Origin of the sequence: Burkholderia sp. LMU1-1-1.1 (assembly GCF_040675865.1) — a bacterium.
Taxonomy (GTDB): Bacteria; Pseudomonadota; Gammaproteobacteria; order Burkholderiales; family Burkholderiaceae_D; genus Rugamonas.
Genome location: NZ_JBEGHG010000034.1, coordinates 292,008 through 309,373, shown reverse-complemented (window position 1 = coordinate 309,373; position 17,366 = coordinate 292,008). Strand labels below are relative to the sequence as shown.

Annotated in this window: 14 protein-coding genes; 6 read left to right on the top strand and 8 right to left on the bottom strand. The window is 63.4% G+C overall.

Annotation, left to right across the window (positions count from 1 at the left end; translation table 11 throughout):
• Positions 1–71: 71 nt before the first annotated feature.
• The 6 genes from MRBLMU1_RS22770 to MRBLMU1_RS22745 form a co-directional block, all read right to left on the bottom strand.
• The gene (locus MRBLMU1_RS22770) at positions 72–1,166 is read right to left on the bottom strand and encodes a S41 family peptidase (protein ID WP_363506177.1); all 1,095 of its coding nucleotides are present in this window, start codon (positions 1,164–1,166) and stop codon (positions 72–74) included.
• Between the two features lie 18 nt (positions 1,167–1,184).
• Positions 1,185–1,937, bottom strand: coding sequence for a LytR/AlgR family response regulator transcription factor (locus MRBLMU1_RS22765; protein WP_363506174.1), 753 nt, complete (start codon positions 1,935–1,937; stop codon positions 1,185–1,187).
• The gene (locus MRBLMU1_RS22760) at positions 1,934–2,968 is read right to left on the bottom strand and encodes a sensor histidine kinase (RefSeq protein WP_363506171.1); all 1,035 of its coding nucleotides are present in this window, start codon (positions 2,966–2,968) and stop codon (positions 1,934–1,936) included. Before MRBLMU1_RS22760 ends, MRBLMU1_RS22765 begins: the two co-directional genes overlap by 4 nt.
• A 297-nt stretch (positions 2,969–3,265) precedes the next feature.
• Positions 3,266–3,784, bottom strand: a complete 519-nt coding sequence (locus MRBLMU1_RS22755; RefSeq protein WP_363506168.1) for a GNAT family N-acetyltransferase — start codon at positions 3,782–3,784, stop codon at positions 3,266–3,268.
• Between the two features lie 38 nt (positions 3,785–3,822).
• Positions 3,823–4,797 (bottom strand): D-2-hydroxyacid dehydrogenase, encoded by a 975-nt coding sequence (locus tag MRBLMU1_RS22750; protein ID WP_363506165.1) that lies wholly within the window; start codon positions 4,795–4,797, stop codon positions 3,823–3,825.
• On the bottom strand, positions 4,794–5,753 hold the full coding sequence (locus tag MRBLMU1_RS22745; RefSeq protein ID WP_363506162.1) for a LysR family transcriptional regulator: 960 nt from the start codon (positions 5,751–5,753) through the stop codon (positions 4,794–4,796). The genes MRBLMU1_RS22750 and MRBLMU1_RS22745 overlap by 4 nt, the downstream gene beginning before the upstream one ends.
• Before the next feature lie 158 nt (positions 5,754–5,911).
• On the opposite strand from MRBLMU1_RS22745, the gene MRBLMU1_RS22740 reads away from it, so the two are divergent.
• The 5 genes from MRBLMU1_RS22740 to MRBLMU1_RS22720 all read left to right on the top strand — a co-directional run bounded on the left by MRBLMU1_RS22740 (position 5,912) and on the right by MRBLMU1_RS22720 (position 13,129).
• The gene (locus MRBLMU1_RS22740) at positions 5,912–6,124 is read left to right on the top strand and encodes a hypothetical protein (RefSeq protein WP_363506159.1); all 213 of its coding nucleotides are present in this window, start codon (positions 5,912–5,914) and stop codon (positions 6,122–6,124) included.
• Positions 6,121–6,993, top strand: coding sequence for an alpha/beta hydrolase (locus tag MRBLMU1_RS22735; protein ID WP_363506156.1), 873 nt, complete (start codon positions 6,121–6,123; stop codon positions 6,991–6,993). Before MRBLMU1_RS22740 ends, MRBLMU1_RS22735 begins: the two co-directional genes overlap by 4 nt.
• A gap of 155 nt (positions 6,994–7,148) precedes the next feature.
• Positions 7,149–8,408 carry an efflux RND transporter periplasmic adaptor subunit gene (locus MRBLMU1_RS22730; protein WP_363506153.1) on the top strand — a complete coding sequence of 420 codons (1,260 nt, stop codon included), beginning with the start codon at positions 7,149–7,151 and terminating at the stop codon, positions 8,406–8,408.
• 4 nt (positions 8,409–8,412) lie between these two features.
• Complete coding sequence (locus MRBLMU1_RS22725; protein WP_363506150.1) at positions 8,413–11,598, top strand: efflux RND transporter permease subunit; 3,186 nt, start codon at positions 8,413–8,415, stop codon at positions 11,596–11,598.
• A 1-nt stretch (position 11,599) separates the two neighbouring features.
• Positions 11,600–13,129: an efflux transporter outer membrane subunit gene (locus MRBLMU1_RS22720; RefSeq protein ID WP_363506147.1), complete on the top strand. Its 1,530-nt coding sequence runs from the start codon at positions 11,600–11,602 to the stop codon at positions 13,127–13,129.
• 73 nt (positions 13,130–13,202) lie between these two features.
• On the opposite strand, the gene MRBLMU1_RS22715 is transcribed toward MRBLMU1_RS22720, so the two are convergent.
• Positions 13,203–13,553, bottom strand: a complete 351-nt coding sequence (locus tag MRBLMU1_RS22715) for a hypothetical protein (protein WP_363506144.1) — start codon at positions 13,551–13,553, stop codon at positions 13,203–13,205.
• A 155-nt stretch (positions 13,554–13,708) separates the two neighbouring features.
• On the opposite strand from MRBLMU1_RS22715, the gene ligD reads away from it, so the two are divergent.
• Complete coding sequence (ligD, locus tag MRBLMU1_RS22710) at positions 13,709–16,243, top strand: DNA ligase D (protein ID WP_363506141.1); 2,535 nt, start codon at positions 13,709–13,711, stop codon at positions 16,241–16,243.
• Positions 16,244–16,408: 165 nt separating this feature from the next.
• Here the strand turns inward: ligD and MRBLMU1_RS22705 are convergent, their stop codons facing one another.
• Complete coding sequence (locus MRBLMU1_RS22705; RefSeq protein WP_363506138.1) at positions 16,409–17,365, bottom strand: Ku protein; 957 nt, start codon at positions 17,363–17,365, stop codon at positions 16,409–16,411.
• Between the last annotated feature and the right edge of the window lies 1 nt (position 17,366).

The window sequence follows — 17,366 nt, the reverse complement described above, 5'->3', positions numbered from 1 at the left end:
GGGAGAGCCGCAAAAAAGTCGTGTCGGAAGCCGCCGTTCGTGACGGCTTCGAGGAGAGCAAGGCGGGTCGATTAACGCTCCCCCCTGACGGTATAGACCGGCTTCTCGGTTTCTTCCTTCTCCGCCATGGTGAGAAGGCGTTGCAGTTCCTTGCGCTCGTTCTCGTCCTTTGCGGATAACACCAGGTTGCGCAGGATGGCGACATGCGCCGCCTGCAACGCCTGCGCTGCCGGCACTTCGACGTCCGGTTTCACGCCGACATGCTCCCAGTTGGTTTTAGTGACGAAGTTGATCATGCGCGACGTCGGGATCGAGACCGCGATGTCGTGTCCCAAGCTGTACCAACTATTGGGGTTGGAAGCGCCGATGGTGGTTTCACCGACCAGGGTGCCGCGCTTCAGCACCTGGAAGTCGTAGGCGCAGTCCTCGGCGGCGGAACCTGTCCGAGCCGAGATCAGCACATATACGGGCTTGTCGTAACGCTGTGTTACCGTCGGCACGGTCCAGATCTGCTGCGTGGTGCCGGTCGGGCGCTCATAGATATCGATCAGGTGGAGCACCTCGCCCACCGGGAAGAAATGGCTCATCAGATAAGCCACGCTATCCGTGCTGCCGCCGCCGTTGCGGCGCAGGTCGAGGATCAGCGCATCGGTGCCCGCCAGGAGCGACATCGCCGCCGTGTACGCCGGGCCGATGAAGTGCGCTCCCGCGAAGCCGCGCAACTCGATATAGCCGACGTTGCCGGGAAGGCGTTCGATCTTCTCGATGCCGTAGCCGCGCCGCGCGGTTGCGGCGCGCCGTTCCTCTATCTGGGCGCGGCTCGGTGGCTCCTCGGTCGCGCTGGGCTCACTGAAGCCCTCGTAACGCCCCGCGCTGAAATGCATGTCGCCGCTGAATTCGCGCAAGTCCTTCTTCAGCGCCGCACTGAATGCCGTCGCGCTGGCGGCGGCCGCATAACCTCCTTCGGCATTTTTCCTGATGATCGCACTGCCTACCTGTTCAGCCCGCGTTGAATCGATGTAATTTGCGTTGATTTTCGCCGCCAGCGTCTGCACGATTGCGGCGCGATCGGACGCACTCAACGCCGTGTCCTCCGCCGCCAGGGCGGGCAACGACCACAGCGCGCCCAACACGACCGCTGAAACAAGCTTCTTGCTACCTAACATACATTCCCCCAGGTTGGACTACGAATCGGTTTTTGCGTTGAGGTGTTGCAGCGCCTCCGTCAGCGCCGGCATGTAGGAGCGGCTGGCGCGCAGCACACTGCCGTCGCGCAGGCGCAGCATGGCGTCGCGGTTGGTCAGGGAACGCAGTTCGGCGATCATGTCCAGCCGCACGATGGACGAGCGGTGCACGCGGTGGAACTGGCGCGGATCGAGCTGCATGGCCAGGTTGTGCAGGCGTTCCCGCACCAGCCAGGTCTTGCCGTTCGCATGCAGCGAGGCGTAGTCGCCGTCGGCCTCGATGCGCTCGACGTCGGCCACCGGCACCAGCACCGTGCGCGATCCCACACGCACGCTGAAGTTGCGCATTGCCGTTGCCGCCGGCGCCGCAGCGCGGCTTTGGCAGCGGTAGGGGAACGCCTGCTGCGCGCGGTCCAGGGCTTCGTCGAAGCGCTCGTCATCGACCGGCTTGAGCAGGTAATCGAGGACGGCCAGTTCGAACGCTTGCAGGGCGAAGCTCTCATACGCGGTGAGCAGGATGGTCATCGGTCGCTGCGCAGGCGGCAGGGCGGCCAGCACGTCGAGTCCACTCTTGCCCGGCATCTCGACGTCGACGAACGCCAGGTCGGGCTTCAGCGTCACAATCCCTTGGTAAGCGCTGTCGCCATCACCGAATTCTCCCACCAGCTCAAAGGCGCCGCGCTGCGCCAGCCTGACCTTGACCGCCAGCCGGGCCAGCGGCTCGTCGTCGACGACCACCACCCTGATTTTCATGCCGCCACCTCGATGCCGCGCAGCGGCATGGAAATCCGCACGTGGAAGCGGCCGTCCGGACGCCAACCTGCATCCACCTCTTGTTCCGCGCCGTATAGGTGGCGCAGGCGTTCACGGACGTTGGCCAGGCCGATGCCGCTATCCTTTTGCGCCGACGGCTGGCCGTCGTTCCGCACGCCGATGAGCAGGCGCCTGCCGGCGCGCTCGACCAGAATATCGAGCTGGCCGGGCACGGCCAGCGGCGCGATGCCGTGGCGAATCGCATTCTCGACCAGCGGCTGCAGCATCAGGTAAGGCACGACGCTGCCCAGCAAGTCGGGGCCGGTTTTCATCGTCAGGCGCAGGCGCTCGCCGAGGCGCGCTTTTTCGATGGCCAAGTAGGCGTCGAGCAGCGCCAGTTCATCGGCCAGCGCATGCTCGTGGCGGCCATCATGCGCCAGGGTGGCGCGCAGGAAGTCGGCCACGCACGCGAGCATGCGATTGGCTTCACGGTTGGACTGGGACGACACCAGCGCTGAGATCGCGTTAAGCGAGTTGAACAGGAAGTGCGGATTGACCTGCAGGCGCAGCGCGCGCAACTCGGCGTCGCGGGCCGCGCTTTGCGCCTGGGCCAGATGCAGCCGGAGCTGTTGCAGAGACAGGTAATAGGCCGCCACCGCATGGGCCGCGCAGAACGCGACCAGCGCCAGCCAGCAGCTATCCAGGCCTCGTGCCAGATATTTCCATTGGTAGCCCGTTTCCCGTCCGATCGCGATCCCGAAGCTCTGTCCCAGAAAGGCGTTCGTAATCGCCATGGCATAGGTGGTCGCCAGCAGTATCGATCCCATGCGCAGCCAGGACCAATCGCGACGCCACATGGCCCGTTGAAGCAACGTTAGCGGAATAAGCCATAGCAGGCAGGCCACCAGGAACAGCGTACGAAAGGCTACGATATAGTGATCACTGACGGCGGGTAGGCCCAGAATGACCATGCAGGCTGATACCGGCAGTGCGGCCAGCACGGGAACGAGCAACGGGGTTTCGACTTTCACGCGGGGTTTCCAGAAATGCAATTCTTCAATTGTAGCGTTTCAGTCACCCAACGAATAGGAAGCAATATGTGCATGGAAGGTCCGGAAGCAGGAAAGCCTTGACCTTAGGTGATGGCTTGGCGGCGGTCGAGCCAATTGCGGCGACCCGTGCATATATTGCGGCGAGCCGGTCGGAGATTTGGGGTAAGGGACACGTGAGCCAATGCGGATTTTAGTTTAGGTCAGTGTGATTGAGGACCACGAACGTCTGCAACCGGGCCGGAAGCGGAACTCGGCATGTCGCTGATCGCGGCAGCTTCAAGTACGCTCACGCATATAACTATTGATTCGCTTGCCGTGCAGTTCAGTTTCCATCTCGTACGCCATTCCCAGGCGCTCGGCAACGCGGCGCGATGATTCGTTTCCGGAGGCGATCAGCGCCCGAACCTTAGGCTCACGTCGCACCTCGAACGCATAATCCAAGACTGCCGCAGCGGCCTCGTTCGCAATTCCTTTTCCCCAGAATGCCCGATAAGTATTCCACCCCATCTCGATCACGGTTGACTCGTCGCGGAAGAAAGCTCCCACGTTCCCAACCAGCTGCCCCGTCTGCCGATCCTCTATCGACCACCAACCAGCCCCGCCTAGCAGCCATAATCCAGCATGCGAACTGAAGATGCGCCAAGCGGTCGCGCGGTCTGCCGAGCCTAAGTGGGCTGAGCTTTCAGCATTTGACAAATGGTCCGCAAATAACTGGAAGTCTTCAACACGATACTCCCGAAGCGTAAGCCGCTCCGTGCGAAGGCGGGGCACCGAAATTGTGAAAGCCTGATTCATCAGAGGCATCCTTGGATATTCTTATGGGATCAGTGGTTTTAGCCCACTACGTTATTGGGTGCGCCGGCCTGCCAGGCTTCGATGTTGTCGATCAATTGATCCGCCAGCACCTGCATCGCCTGCGAACTGGCCCACGCCGAATGCGGCGTGAGGATGAAGTTCGGCAGCCGCAGGTTGAGCAGCACGTTGTCCTCCGGCGGCGGCTCCTTCACCAGCACGTCGAATCCGGCGCCGGCGATCACGCCGGTGCGCAGCGCGTCGGCCAGCGCCACCTCGTCCACCAGGCCGCCGCGCGCGGTGTTGATCAGCAGCGCCGAGCTTTTCATGCGTATCAGTTCCTTGGCGCAGATGATGTTGCGTGTCTTGTCGTTGAGCGGCAAGTGCAGGCTGAGGACATCCGACGTTTTCAGCAGCTCGTCCCACGAGACCTGCTTGATGCCTTCGTCGGTCACCGGCGAGCGGTTGAACACCACCACCTCCATGCCGAAGGCGCGGGCGATCCGCGCCACCGATTTGCCGAGCGCGCCATAGCCGGCAAGGCCAAGACGGCTGCCGGCCAGGTCGGAGATCGGATGGCCGAACAGGCAGAATCGCTCCGACTTTTGCCACAGGCCCGCTTCGATGTCCTCGCGGTAGGCCACCAACTGGCGGCGCAGCGCCAGGATCAGCGCGAAGGTATGCTCGGGCAGCGTGTGCACCGCGTAGTTGCGGATGTTGGAGACGACGATGCCGCGCTCGCGGCAAGCCTGCAGGTCGATGATGTCGGTGCCGGTGGCCGCCACCGCGATCATCTTCAGGTCCGGCAGTTGCGCCAGGTCGTCGGCGCGCAACGGCACCTTGTTGGTGATGGCGATGGTGGCGCGCGCGTCCCGCAGCCGCTGCATCGCGTCGGCCGCCTTGGTGGCCGGGTACTCGCTCCATTCGTGAGCGAAGGACGGCTTGCGCACCTTGGCGATGACGCTGTCCCGGTCGAGGAAAACGATGCGGTGGATGTCGGTGGTGGGGGCTGTCATAGGGCTACCTCGTAAGATGTGGCGCGTGCCGCCGGTGGTGGTGCTTTCGGCAGGCGCATGCCTGGATGATTGGAGAACAGTTCGGCGACCCATTCGACGAACACCCGCACCTTGGCCGACAGGTGGCGGTTTTGCGGGTAAACCACATGTACCGGGATCGAGTCGGAGCTCCACTCCGGCAGCACCTGTTCGAAGCTGCCGTCGGCGACCAGCGGTTCGAGCAAAAAATTCGGCATCTGCACGATGCCCAGACCGGCCAGCCCCGCCGCCGTGTAAGCGGTGGTGTCGTTCAGGGCGATGTGGCCGGGCAGGGCGACTTGCACCCGTTCGGCGCCGCGCGAGAAGTCCCAGTCGATGATTTTACCGGTCTTCGATGAAAAATAGTTAACGCACAGGTGGCGCGTCAATTCGTCCGGGTGCGAAGGTCGGCCGTAGCGCGCCAGATACGACGGCGCCGCGCAGGTGACGAAGTGCAGGATGCCGACGCGCCGCGCGATCAGGCTCGAATCGACCAGTTGGCCGGCGCGCACCGCGCAATCGACGCCTTCCTCGACCAGGTCGACGGCGCGGTCGCTGCAGCCCATCTCCATCTGGATGTCCGGATAGCGCGTGAAGAAGTCGGGCAGCGCCGGCACCAGCACGCTGCCGGCCAGCCCGGTGGGGACGTCGACGCGCAGCCGCCCGCTGGGACTGAGGCGGGTGCGCGACAGCGATTCCTCGGCGTCGCGCACGTCCGATAAAATGCGCAGGCACCGCTCGTAATAGGCGGCGCCGTCGGCCGTGACGCTGACGTGGCGCGTGGTCCGGTGCAGCAGCTTGACCGCCAGCGACGCCTCCAGCGACTGGATCAGGGTCGACACCGTGGCCTTGGGCAATTGCATGATTTCGGCCGCGCGCGTGAAGCCGCCGGAATCGACCACGTTCACGAACACTTCCATCGCTTGCAGTTTATTCACTTATTACCTCCATTGTTCCGAATCCTGAACAATCAATTCGACTTTAGGCTATTTATCGGATTGTAGAACAAGTTTAAGATTGCTGTACTGCACCAAGGAAAGCATGGGCTGTTCCGGGGCAGAGGCAAGTTGTTACACCACGCAGGGAGGGAATCATCATGAAATATCGGGACGGAATTTTTGCAACGGTTGCGATCGCGCTGACATCGTTCGCGCTGGCGGGCGTCGTCTATACCGATGTCTACTCGCAGACGGCCAAGGCCGAAGTGAGCGGCGTTCGTGCCCTGACCGAAGTGGCCAGCGGCGACGTGCTGGCCTGCGCCGACACCTCGTTGATGTCCGCAGACGCGACCCGCACGGTGCAACAGTGACGATCAAGCCGCAGGATGAAGCGCTGCCGGAACTGTCGGATCGCCTGAAGATCCGCAGCCTGGAGGTGCGCGGTGCCGAAGGACCGCTGCCGGCACGCCTGTACACCAGCGGCGACGCCGGCGCCAAGCGCGATATGCTGACGGTGTTCTTCCATGCCGGCGGCTTCGTCGGCGGCGACCTGGAAGACGCGGACAGCTTCCTGCGCCACTTGGCCGACGATCATCCCGGCATGGCGGTGCTGGCCTCCGGCTATACGCTGGCGAGCGTGCGCCCGTTCCCGGCGGCGGTGGAAGACGCCCACGCGGTGCTGACCTGGGCCAAAAAGAACAAGGGGAAAATCGGCTGGACCGGCAAGCAGCTGATGGTTGCCGGCATCGAGGCCGGCGCCAATCTGGCGGCGGTGTGCGCGCTGATGTCGCGCGACCGCGGCGGCCCCGCGCTGACGGGCCAGATCCTGATCATGCCGATGCTGGACCCGGGCCTGACCACCTGCTCGATGCGCGAAATGCAGCAAGCGCCGGAGCTGCTGGACGTGGCCGACGCCTGCGCGGCGGCCTACCGCGGCTACCTGCCCAATGCCGCCGACCGCACGCACCCGTATGCGTCGCCGCTGCAATCGAGTCGTTTGAAAAACCTGCCACCCGCGCTGATCCTGTCGTCCGAGGACGATCCGCTGCGCGACGAGGCGGAACAATACGGCGCCAAGCTGATTTCGTGCGGTGTCAAAACCACCGTCATCAGAATGGCGCCGCAGCCCCTGCAAGATCCGGGCGCCCGCAACGACTGCGCGTGCAAATGCGCCGCGTTGGGAGAAATCGCCAGCTTTGTCACTAACCTGGAACGGTCCGAGACGCCGCCAGCTTCATAGATCACTAGGGACAGCACCCTAACCATTTGCAGTATCAGTAGTCACGTCCCCACTGGCTTGCCGGCGGGGCGCTAGTACCGTGTTTTCTCGATTTCCGTTGAGGCAGCCGGTGCCGCCATTTCTATTAATTATTTTCATGCACAAAGGGATAAAAAATGAAAAACATTAAACAATTCACCGCTGTAGCCCGGCCGCTGGCCGCCGCTATGGCGTTGGCGGGACTGGCCGCTTTCGGCCTCACGGGTTGCGACGACGCGACCGGCAAGACGGAGTCGCCGGCGGCGGCCGGCGGCGGGCCACCGATTTCGGCGGCCACCGTGGTCGAGAAAACCATCACCGAAACCCAGGAGTTCTCGGGTCGCCTGGAGGCGGTCGAGCAGGTGCAGATCCGTCCGCGCGTCGGCGGCTTCATCACCGCGATCAACTTCAAGCCGGGCAGCCAGGTCAAGAAAGGCGACGTGTTGTTCGTCATCGATGCGCGGCCTTACCAGGCCGAGGCCAATCGCGCCGAAGCGGCCGCCGGCTCGGCGCGCGCCAAGGCCGAACTGGCCAAGCTGGAACTGAACCGCGCCGAAAAGCTGCTGGCCGATAAAGCCATCGCCCAGCGCGAATACGACGAACGCGCTTCGAACCAGAAGCAGCTGGACGCCGACGCCCGCGCCGCGCAAGCGCAGTACGAGGCGGCCAAGCTTAATCTGGCCTACACCCGTGTCGAGTCGCCGATCAACGGCCGTGTGTCGAAGGCCGAAATCACGCTCGGCAACCTGGTCGACGCGTCGGCCGTGCTGACCTCCGTGGTCTCGCTGGAAAACATCTACGCCTCCTTCGACGGCGACGAGGACACCTATCTGCGCGTCGGCGCCGCCGCCCACAAGGGCGAACCGGCCATCGTCAAGATCGGCCTGGCCAACGAAACCGGCTTCCCGCACGAGGGCAAGCTTGAATTCGTCGACAACCAGCTCGATCCGCGCAGCGGTTCGGTGCGCATGCGCGCCACGCTGGCCAACAAGGACGGCTCGCTGGTTCCCGGCCTGTTCGCCCGCGTGCAGCTGGCCGGCACCACCGGCGCCAAGCCTACGCTGCTGATCAACGAGCGCGCCGTCAGCACCGATCAAAGCCGCAAGTTCGTGTTCGTGGTCGGCGCCGGCAACAAGGCCGAGTACCGCGCCGTCACGCTGGGCCCACAGGTCGATGGCCTGCGCGTGGTGCGTGAAGGTCTGAAACCGGGCGAGAAGATCGTCATCAACGGCCTGCAGCGTGTGCGTCCCGGCGCGCCGATCACGCCGACCGTGGTGGCGATGGATTCCGATCCGCTGGCCGCCAACGTGGCCAAGCCCGAGTCGAAGCCCGACGCCAAAAAAGATGAAAAAGTAGCCGCCGTCGCCGACAACAAGGCCGGCACCTCCAAGGAATAAGAATATGAACATCTCTCGATTTTTTGTCGACAAGCCGATTTTCGCGGCTGTACTGTCGATCATTATCTTCGTCGCCGGCTTGATATCGATCTTCAAGCTGCCGATCTCGGAGTACCCGGACGTGGTGCCGCCATCGGTGGTGGTGCGTGCGCAGTATCCGGGCGCGAATCCGAAGATCATCGCCGAAACCGTGGCCGCGCCGCTTGAGGAACAGATCAACGGCGTCGAGAACATGCTCTACATGTCCTCGCAAAACACCTCGGACGGCGCGCTGGCGCTGACCGTCACCTTCAAGATCGGCACCAACGTCGAGCAGGCCGAAACGCAGGTGCAGAACCGCGTCCAGCGCGCGCTTCCGCGTCTGCCGGAAGAGGTGCGCCAGATCGGCGTGACGACCGTCAAGTCGTCGCCCAACCTGACCATGGTGGTCCACCTGTCCTCGCCGAACGGCCGTTACGACGACCTGTATCTGCGTAACTACGCGGTGTTGAACGTCAAGGACCAACTGGCCCGCCTGCCCGGCATGGGCGAGGTGCAGCTGTTCGGCGCCGGCGACTATTCGATGCGCGTCTGGCTCGACCCGCAAAAGGTCGCGCAACGCAACCTGACCGCCGGCGACATCGTCGATTCGATCCGCGAGCAGAACGTCCAAGTGGCGGCGGGTGTGATCGGCCAAGGCCCGAGCAAGGGCGCCGACTTCCAGCTGACCGTCAACACGCACGGCCGCCTGCAAAGCGAAGAAGAGTTTGGCGACATCATCGTCAAGACCAACGCCGACGGCGCCGTGACGCGTCTGCGCGACGTGGCGCGCCTGGAAATGGGCTCGAACTCGTATGCGCTGCGTTCGCTGCTGAACAATAAATCGGCCGCCGCGATTCCTATTTTCGAAGCACCGAACGCCAACGCGCTGCAGCTGTCGGCCGACGTGCGGGCGACGATGGAACGCCTGTCGAAAGATTTCCCGGAAGGCGTCGCTTACGACATCGTATACGACCCGACCCAATTCGTGCGGGAGTCGATCCGCTCCGTGATCCACACCTTGGTCGAAGCGATCATCCTGGTGGCGCTGGTGGTGATCATCTTCCTGCAAACCTGGCGCGCATCGGTTATTCCGCTGCTGGCCGTTCCCGTCTCGGTGGTCGGTACCTTCGCCGTAATGCTGGCCTTTGGCTTCTCGATCAACACGCTGTCGCTGTTCGGCCTCGTGCTGGCGATCGGTATCGTCGTCGATGACGCGATCGTGGTGGTGGAAAACGTCGAACGTAACATCCACGACGGCCTGGCGCCGCGCGAAGCGACCATCCAGGCGATGAAAGAGGTGAGCGGTCCGATCATCGCCATCGCCCTGGTGCTGTGCGCCGTGTTCGTGCCGATCGCTTTCGTCTCGGGCCTGTCCGGCCAGTTCTACAAGCAGTTCGCGCTGACCATCGCCATTTCGACCGTGATCTCGGCATTCAGCTCGCTGACCCTGGCTCCGGCCCTGGCCGCCGCGCTGCTCAAACCGCACGACGCGCCGAAAGATGCGCTGACCCGAGGCATGGACAAGGTGTTCGGCCGTTTCTTCGGCTGGTTCAACCGCTTCTTCAACCGCGCCTCCGATCGCTATGAAAAAGGCGTGACCGGCGTATTGAAGCGCAAGGGTGGTTCGCTGGTCGTCTACGCGGTGCTGGCCGTCGCCGCCGGCTTCATGTTCAAGCTGGTGCCACCGGGCTTCGTTCCGGCGCAGGACAAGCAGTACCTGATCGGCTTCGCGCAGTTGCCGGACGCCGCCTCGCTGGACCGTACCGACGCCGTGATCCGCAAGATGTCGGACATCGCCAAGGACATCCCGGGCATCGACAACTCGATCGCTTTCCCCGGCCTGTCGATCAACGGCTTCACCAACGCGCCGAACGCCGGTATCGTCTTCGTCGGCCTGAGCGCCTTCGACAAGCGTCACGGCAAGGAGCAGTCGGCCGAAGGCATCGCCGCCGAAATGAACAAGCGTATGGGTTCGATCGAAGGCGCGTTCGTGATGGTGCTGCCACCGCCACCGGTCAACGGCCTCGGTACCACCGGCGGCTTCAAACTGATGCTGCAGGACCGTGAGAACCAGGGTTACGACGCGCTGTACAAAGCCGTTCAGGCGGTGCAGGCGAAAGCGGCCACCAATCCGAAACTGGCCGGCGTCTTCTCGGGCTACCAGATCAACGTGCCGCAGTTGTTCGCCGACGTCGACCGCGTCAAGGCCAAGCAGTTGGGCATCCCGCTGCAGACGATTTACCAGACCTTGCAGATCAATCTGGGCTCGCTGTATGTGAACGACTTCAATCAGTTCGGCCGTACCTACCAGGTTCGCGTCCAGGCCGACCAGCAGTTCCGTTCGCACGCCGAGGATATCGCCCAGCTGAAGGTGCGTAACGATAAGGGCGAGATGATTCCGCTGTCGTCGCTGATGCGCGTCAAGGACACCTATGGCCCGGACCGCGTCCAACGCTACAACGCCTTCGTCGCCGCCGAAATCAACGGCGCACCGGCTCCCGGCGTGTCGTCGGGCGAAGCGCAGGCCGAAATGACCAAGATCGTCGAAGAAGTTCTGCCGAAGGGTATCGGCTACGAATGGACGGAACTGGTGTATCAGGACATCCTGTCCGGTAACACGATGATTTACGTGTTCCCGCTGTGCGTGCTGCTGGTGTTCCTGGTGCTGGCCGCCCAATACGAAAGCTGGACCCTGCCGCTGGCCGTGATCCTGATCGTGCCGATGTCGATCCTGTGCGCGCTGATCGGCGTCAAGCTGACCGCTGGCGACAACAACGTCTTCACGCAGATCGCATTGTTCGTGCTGGTGGGGTTGGCCTCGAAGAACGCGATTCTGATTGTGGAATTCGCCCGTGAACTGGAACACCAGGGCCGTAGCGTGGTCGCAGCGGCACTGGAAGCTTGCCGCCTGCGTCTGCGTCCGATTCTGATGACGTCGATCGCTTTCATCATGGGCGTGCTGCCCCTGGTGTTCTCGAGCGGCGCCGGCTCGGAAATGCGTCATGCGATGGGTGTGGCGGTGTTCGCCGGCATGCTGGGCGTGACCTTCTTCGGCCTGTTCCTGACACCCGTGTTCTACGTCCTGCTGCGTAACCTGGCGATCCGCCTGGAGAAAAAACCTGCCGTCGCCGGCGACGGCGCGGTGGTCAAACTGGAAGGGACCCACTAATATGAACAAGCTGCAAATGATCGCCAAAGGTGTGGCGCCGGTACTGGCAGCGTTGCTGATGACGGCATGCGCCGCGCCGGAATTCAAACAGCCGGCGGTGGAAGTGCCAACCGCCTTCAAGGAATCGCAAACGCCGACCGCCGCCGACGTCTCGGTGGCGGTGAAAACCGCCGCCGACGGCAGCACCTGGAAGCAGGCGCAGGCCGCCGAGGCGCAGCCGCGCGGCGAATGGTGGCTGGCCTTCAACGATCCGGCCCTCAATGAGCTGATCGCCGAGGCCACCCGCGCCAACGCCAACCTGTCGGTGGCGGCGGCCCGCGTCAAGCAGGCCCGCGCCATCGCCGGCGTGGCCGAAGCGGACCGCATTCCGCAGGTCGGCGTCAACGCCGGCGCCCAGCGTCAGCGCCAGTCGGCGACCTCGCTCGGCCTGCCGCAAGGCACGGACGTCGCGCCGGGCAAGCTGTTTAGCGCCAACCTGACCGCCAGCTACGAGGTCGATCTGTTCGGCCGCGTCTCGTCGAACGTCAGCGCCGCCCGCAGCGACGCCGCCTCGATCGAGGCGACCTACCGCTCGGTGCTGCTGTCGGTGCAAGCTGACGTGGCGCAGACTTACTTCCGTCTGCGCGCCACCGACGCCGAACTGGAAACGCTGAATCGCACGGTGCAAACACGCGAGGAGGATGTCAAGGTTAACCAGCGTCGTTTCGACCTGGGCGACATCGGCGAATTCGATCTGGCGCGCGCCAAGACCGAGCTGGCGACGACGCGCTCCGAGTTCATTGGCCTGCAGCGCCAGCGCGTGACGACCGAGCATGCGCTGGCGGTCCTCCTGGGCAAGCCAGCTGCCAGCTACACGGCGGGCGTCACGCCGCTGCTGGACACGGCGCTGCTGCCGGTGATCCCGGCCGGCATGCCGTCGTCGCTGCTGGAACGCCGTCCCGACATCGCCGCCGCGCAGCGCACGATGGAAGCGGCCAACGCCCGCATCGGCGTGGCCCGTTCGGCCATGTTCCCGGCGCTGACGTTGAGCGCGAGCGGTGGCGGCTCGTCGGCCGACACCGTGGCCGAAGTGTTCAAGTGGAGCAGCCGTTCGTGGGTGCTTGGCGCGCTGATGTCGATGCCTATCATCGACGGTGGCCGCAACAAGAACAATATCCTGCGCAGCGAAGCGGCGCTGGAGGAGTCGGTCGGTACCTATCGCCAGAGCGTGCTGGTGGCCTTCGCCGAGGTGGAAGACAACCTGGCGGGCCTGCGTATCCTGGCTGGTCAGACGGCGCAGATGGAAGCGGCGCTGGTGTCGGCGCGCCGTTCCGCCGATCTGGCGCAGAAGCTGTACACGGCCGGTCGTTCGAGCTACCTCGATCTGCTGGATGCGCAGCGCAACCTGGCGGCGGTGGAACGCACCGCCGTGCAGCTGCGCGGCACGCGCGCTGTGACCACCGTTGCGCTGATCCGCGCACTGGGTGGTGGCTGGGATAGCGCCGGCGGTACCGCCAGCGCGCCGACGGCGCCGGCGGTCGCTCAGCAATAATCTGATCGCCCATGGAAAAAGCGGACCCGAATCAAATCGGGTCCGCTTTTTTTACGTCTGACAGAACAAAGATTTATTTCACGACGGCTGGAGCGGCAACGCCGTCGGTGGCTTCGGTCTTGGCGGCCTTGGCGTGCGCCTTGGCTTTGGTTTTGTTGGCCTTGGCGTGGGCGTCGGCCTTGTCGGCTTTGGCTTCGGCGTGGGCGACGGCGACGTCTTTCTTCGCGTCGGCTTCTACCTTGGCGGTTTTTGCGTCGGCCTTGATTTCAGCTTTGGTTTCTTTCGCTTCGGCTTTGACGGCGGCTTTGGTCTCTTTAGCTTCGGCTTTGGCAGCTGCTGGAGCGGTAGGGGTGGTGGCAGGAGTTTGTGCAAAAGCTGCGGTTGCAAACAGGCCGGCGATCAGGGTAGCGATAAGTTTGTTCATGATGAAATCCTCATTCAGTTTGATTAGGGCCGGGACAATTCCCGTGTCACTGAGCAGAAAACGCGGCCCGGATCGCGACCGTTGACGGCCTTTACAATCGCTTACATGTTCGCGAACGCACAGAGCATATGCGCCTGCGGGTCTACGCTGGCGTCATGAGCGAATCCCTGAAAACCTATAAAGCCAAACGTAACTTTGCGATCACCCCCGAACCGGCCGAAGGCGGCCAGGAGGGCGGCGAGGCGCTGACGTTCGTCATCCAAAAACATTGGGCCAGCCGGCTGCATTACGACTTCCGGCTGGAACTCGACGGCGTCATGATGAGTTGGGCCGTGCCCAAGGGGCCGAGCTACGATACCCACGACAAGCGCATGGCGGTGCACGTGGAAGACCATCCCATCTCGTACAACGACTTCGAGGGCACGATACCGCCCAAGCAGTATGGGGCGGGGAAGGTCATCATCTGGGACAAGGGTTACTGGAAGCCGCTGGACGATGCGCGCAAGGCGCTTGCCGCCGGCAATCTGAAATTCGAACTGACCGGTCATAAGATGCACGGCAAGTGGGTGCTGGTGCGGATGAAGGGCAAGGGCGAAAAGCAGGAACCCTGGCTGCTGATTAAAGAAAAGGACGAGTATGCGCGGCCGGCCGAGGAGTTCAGCGTGGTCGACGAGATGCCCGACAGCGTGAAAGCCTTGCCGTTGCCGGGAGCCGCCGCGACGGTGCCAGCCAAGGCGGCGAAAAGCGCCCCGAAAGCCGTGCCGAAGGCGGCACCGAAGGCCTCCGCTCCGAAAGCAGAGCTGCCCGAAACGTTGACCCCGCAACTGGCGACTTTGGTCGATGCGCCGCCGCCGTCGCCGGAAGAGTGGCTGTTCGAGATCAAGTTCGACGGCTACCGCATTCTGACGCGTGTCGACGGCGCGGACATCCGCCTGGTCACCCGCAACGGCAACGACTGGACGCACAAAATGCGTCCGCTGCGCGACGCCATAGCCAAAATGAAGCTGCCATCGGGATGGTACGACGGCGAGATCGTCGTTCACGATGACGACGGCCGTCCCGACTTCGGCCTGCTGCAAAACGCCTTCGACGAGAATCATCCCGGCGAGATGGTCTACTTCATCTTCGACATTCCGTTCCACGACGGCCGCGACCTGCGCGACATGCCGCTGGAGGAGCGCCGGGCGATCCTCGAAAAGGTCATGGAGAAGAAGGCCACGGACACCGTGCGCTATAGCGCCGCATTGAACGCCACGCCGCAGGACATGATCGCCGCCGCCTGCAGCATGGGGCTGGAGGGCATCATCGGCAAGCGGCGCGATTCGGCATACACGTCGCGGCGCGGCGGCAGCTGGATCAAGCTCAAATGCGGCCAGCGGCAGGAATTCGTGATCGGCGGCTACACCGATCCGCAAGGCTCGCGCAGCGGCTTCGGCTCGCTGCTGCTGGGGACCTACGACAAGGACGGCAAGCTGCAATACGCCGGCAATGTCGGCAGCGGCTTTAACAGCGCCTCGCTGAAGGAGCTAAAATCCAAAATGGATCAGCTAACGGCCGATAATAGCCCGTTCGTGCCGAACAAGGAGATCGACAAGCGGGCGCACTGGCTCAAGCCGACCTTGGTGGCCGAAGTTGCCTTCGGCGAATGGACGCGTTCCGGTTCGATCCGTCATTCGGTATTCAAAGGGCTGCGCAAGGATAAGAAAGCCAGCGCCATCACGCGCGAATTGCCGGCCCATATGAAGGAGAAGGAGAACACCGACATGGAAACCTCCACCGCCGTGCAGGGCAAGCTGCCGGCCTCGCTGAAAGTGACCAATCCCGATCGCGTGATCGACAAACAAAGCGGCGCCACCAAGATCACGCTGGTGCGCTACTACGCGCTGGTGGGCGCGCTGATGCTGCCGCATTTGAAGGGCCGGCCGGTATCGCTGGTGCGGGCGCCGGCCGGCGTCGGCGGGGAGCTGTTTTTCCAGAAGCACGCGGAGACTAATAAGCTGCCCGGGGTGAAGCGTCTGAATCAGGCACTGGACCCGGACCATCCGCCGATGCTGGAGGTGTCGACGGAGCAGGGCTTGCTGTCGGCCGCCCAGTGGAATGTGGTGGAGCTGCATACGCAGAACGCCAGCGCGACCAGTTACGAGAAGCCGAACCGCATGGTGTTCGACCTTGATCCGGGCAAGAACGTCACGTGGAAGCAGGTGCAGGAGGCGGCCCAGCTGATGCGCGCCTTCCTCGATCATCTGGGGTTGCCGGCGTTTTTGAAGACCAGCGGCGGCAAGGGCTTGCACGTGGTGGTGCCGATCAAGCCGGGGTATGGCTGGGACGACGTCAAGGCGTTTTCGCAGGCGATCGTGGCGCATATGGCGCAGAATATTCCGGAGCGGTTTGTGCTCAAGAGCGGACCTAGTAATCGGGTGGGGAAGATCTTTATCGATTACTTGCGCAATGGGCGTGGGGCGACGACGGCTTGCGCGTGGTCGGCGAGGGCGCGGCCGGGGTTGGGGATTTCGGTGCCGGTGGCCTGGGAGGAGTTGGACAAGCTGACCGGCGGCGATCATTGGACCGTGGGCACGGTGCATACGCGGCTCGATGTCGGGAATACGCCGTGGGATGGATATGCGAAGGCCGCGAAGGGGCTGGCGCCGGCGATGAAGATGCTGGACTTTAAGCCTGGCTCGGGAAATTGATGTGGCCTGGCTCGGGAAATTGATATGACACGGGGGCACGTAGGGCGGATTAGCGTAGCGTAATCCGCCATGCATGCTCCGTTGGCGGCTCATAGATGGCGGATTACGGCTTCGCCTAATCCGCCCTACGTGTCTCCGTGGTTGGATTGCGCCGCGTGGCCTTGGTCATGCCGCTTTGCGCGACGGTGCCGACTTGGCGGTGCTCTTGGCCTTTGCCGCCGCTGTCGGCGCCTTCTTGGCCGTGGTGGTTTTACGCCGCGGAGCTGGCGCAGCTTCCTCCTCCTTGTCGGCTTTGGCGGCCGCTTTCGTTCCGCCCTTGCCCGGACGCTTGCCCAGGCTGTCCTGCAGCAGCGCCACCAGGTCGACCACGTTCGACGCCTTGGCCGGCTTGTCTTCCGGCTCGGCGGCGGTGATGGTCTTGGTCTGACCCGCCTTAACCTTTTTCTTCACCAACGCCAGCACGTCGTCCTTGTAGGTGTCGTGATACTGCTCCGGCTTCCATTCCTCGCTCATGCCCTCGACCAGCGACAGCGCCATCTGCAGTTCCTTGTCGCTGATGCCGGCCGCCTTGGCGGTCGCCGGCGGCAGCTTCAGTTCCTCGGCGCTGCGGATCTCGGCCGCGTAGCGCAGGGTGTTGAGCACGATCTTGTCGTCGATGCACACCAGCGCGCACAGGTGCTGCTTGGTACGGATCACCACCGTCGCGATGCCGATCTTGCCGGCCTTGCGCAGGGTTTCGCGCAGCAGCGCGTAGACCTTGGCGCCGCCCTTGGACGGCGCCAGATAGTAGGGGTGCTCATAATAGGTCAGCGGCACGTCGGCCGCGTCGACGAAGGCCTGGATGTCGATCGTGCCGGTCGCCTCGACGTTGGCCCGCTTCAGGTCCTCGTCGGACAGGACCACGTATTCGTCCTCCTCGTACTCGTAGCCTTTGACGATGTCGTCCCAGGTGACATCCTTGCCGGTTTTTTTGTTATAGCGCTTGTAGCCCACGGGCGAAAAGTCGCGGCGGTCCAGCATCGTCAAATCCAGCTCGTGCTCCTGCACCGCCGAATACAGCTCGACCGGGATGTGCACCAGCCCGAAGCTGATGGCGCCTTTCCATAACGCGCGGGCGGCCATG

Bases quoted from the DNA above. Each gene is read 5' to 3' on its own strand.
- MRBLMU1_RS22755 (WP_363506168.1), bottom strand. From the start codon at position 3,784: ATGAATCAGGCTTTCACAATTTCGGTGCCCCGCCTTCGCACGGAGCGG.
- MRBLMU1_RS22720 (WP_363506147.1), top strand. From the start codon at position 11,600: ATGAACAAGCTGCAAATGATCGCCAAAGGTGTGGCGCCGGTACTGGCA.
- MRBLMU1_RS22715 (WP_363506144.1), bottom strand. From the start codon at position 13,553: ATGAACAAACTTATCGCTACCCTGATCGCCGGCCTGTTTGCAACCGCA.
- ligD (WP_363506141.1), top strand. From the start codon at position 13,709: ATGAGCGAATCCCTGAAAACCTATAAAGCCAAACGTAACTTTGCGATC.
- MRBLMU1_RS22705 (WP_363506138.1), bottom strand. From the start codon at position 17,365: ATGGCCGCCCGCGCGTTATGGAAAGGCGCCATCAGCTTCGGGCTGGTG.
- MRBLMU1_RS22725 (WP_363506150.1), top strand. From the start codon at position 8,413: ATGAACATCTCTCGATTTTTTGTCGACAAGCCGATTTTCGCGGCTGTA.
- MRBLMU1_RS22770 (WP_363506177.1), bottom strand. From the start codon at position 1,166: ATGTTAGGTAGCAAGAAGCTTGTTTCAGCGGTCGTGTTGGGCGCGCTG.
- MRBLMU1_RS22740 (WP_363506159.1), top strand. From the start codon at position 5,912: ATGAAATATCGGGACGGAATTTTTGCAACGGTTGCGATCGCGCTGACA.
- MRBLMU1_RS22750 (WP_363506165.1), bottom strand. From the start codon at position 4,797: ATGACAGCCCCCACCACCGACATCCACCGCATCGTTTTCCTCGACCGG.
- MRBLMU1_RS22765 (WP_363506174.1), bottom strand. From the start codon at position 1,937: ATGAAAATCAGGGTGGTGGTCGTCGACGACGAGCCGCTGGCCCGGCTG.
- MRBLMU1_RS22730 (WP_363506153.1), top strand. From the start codon at position 7,149: ATGAAAAACATTAAACAATTCACCGCTGTAGCCCGGCCGCTGGCCGCC.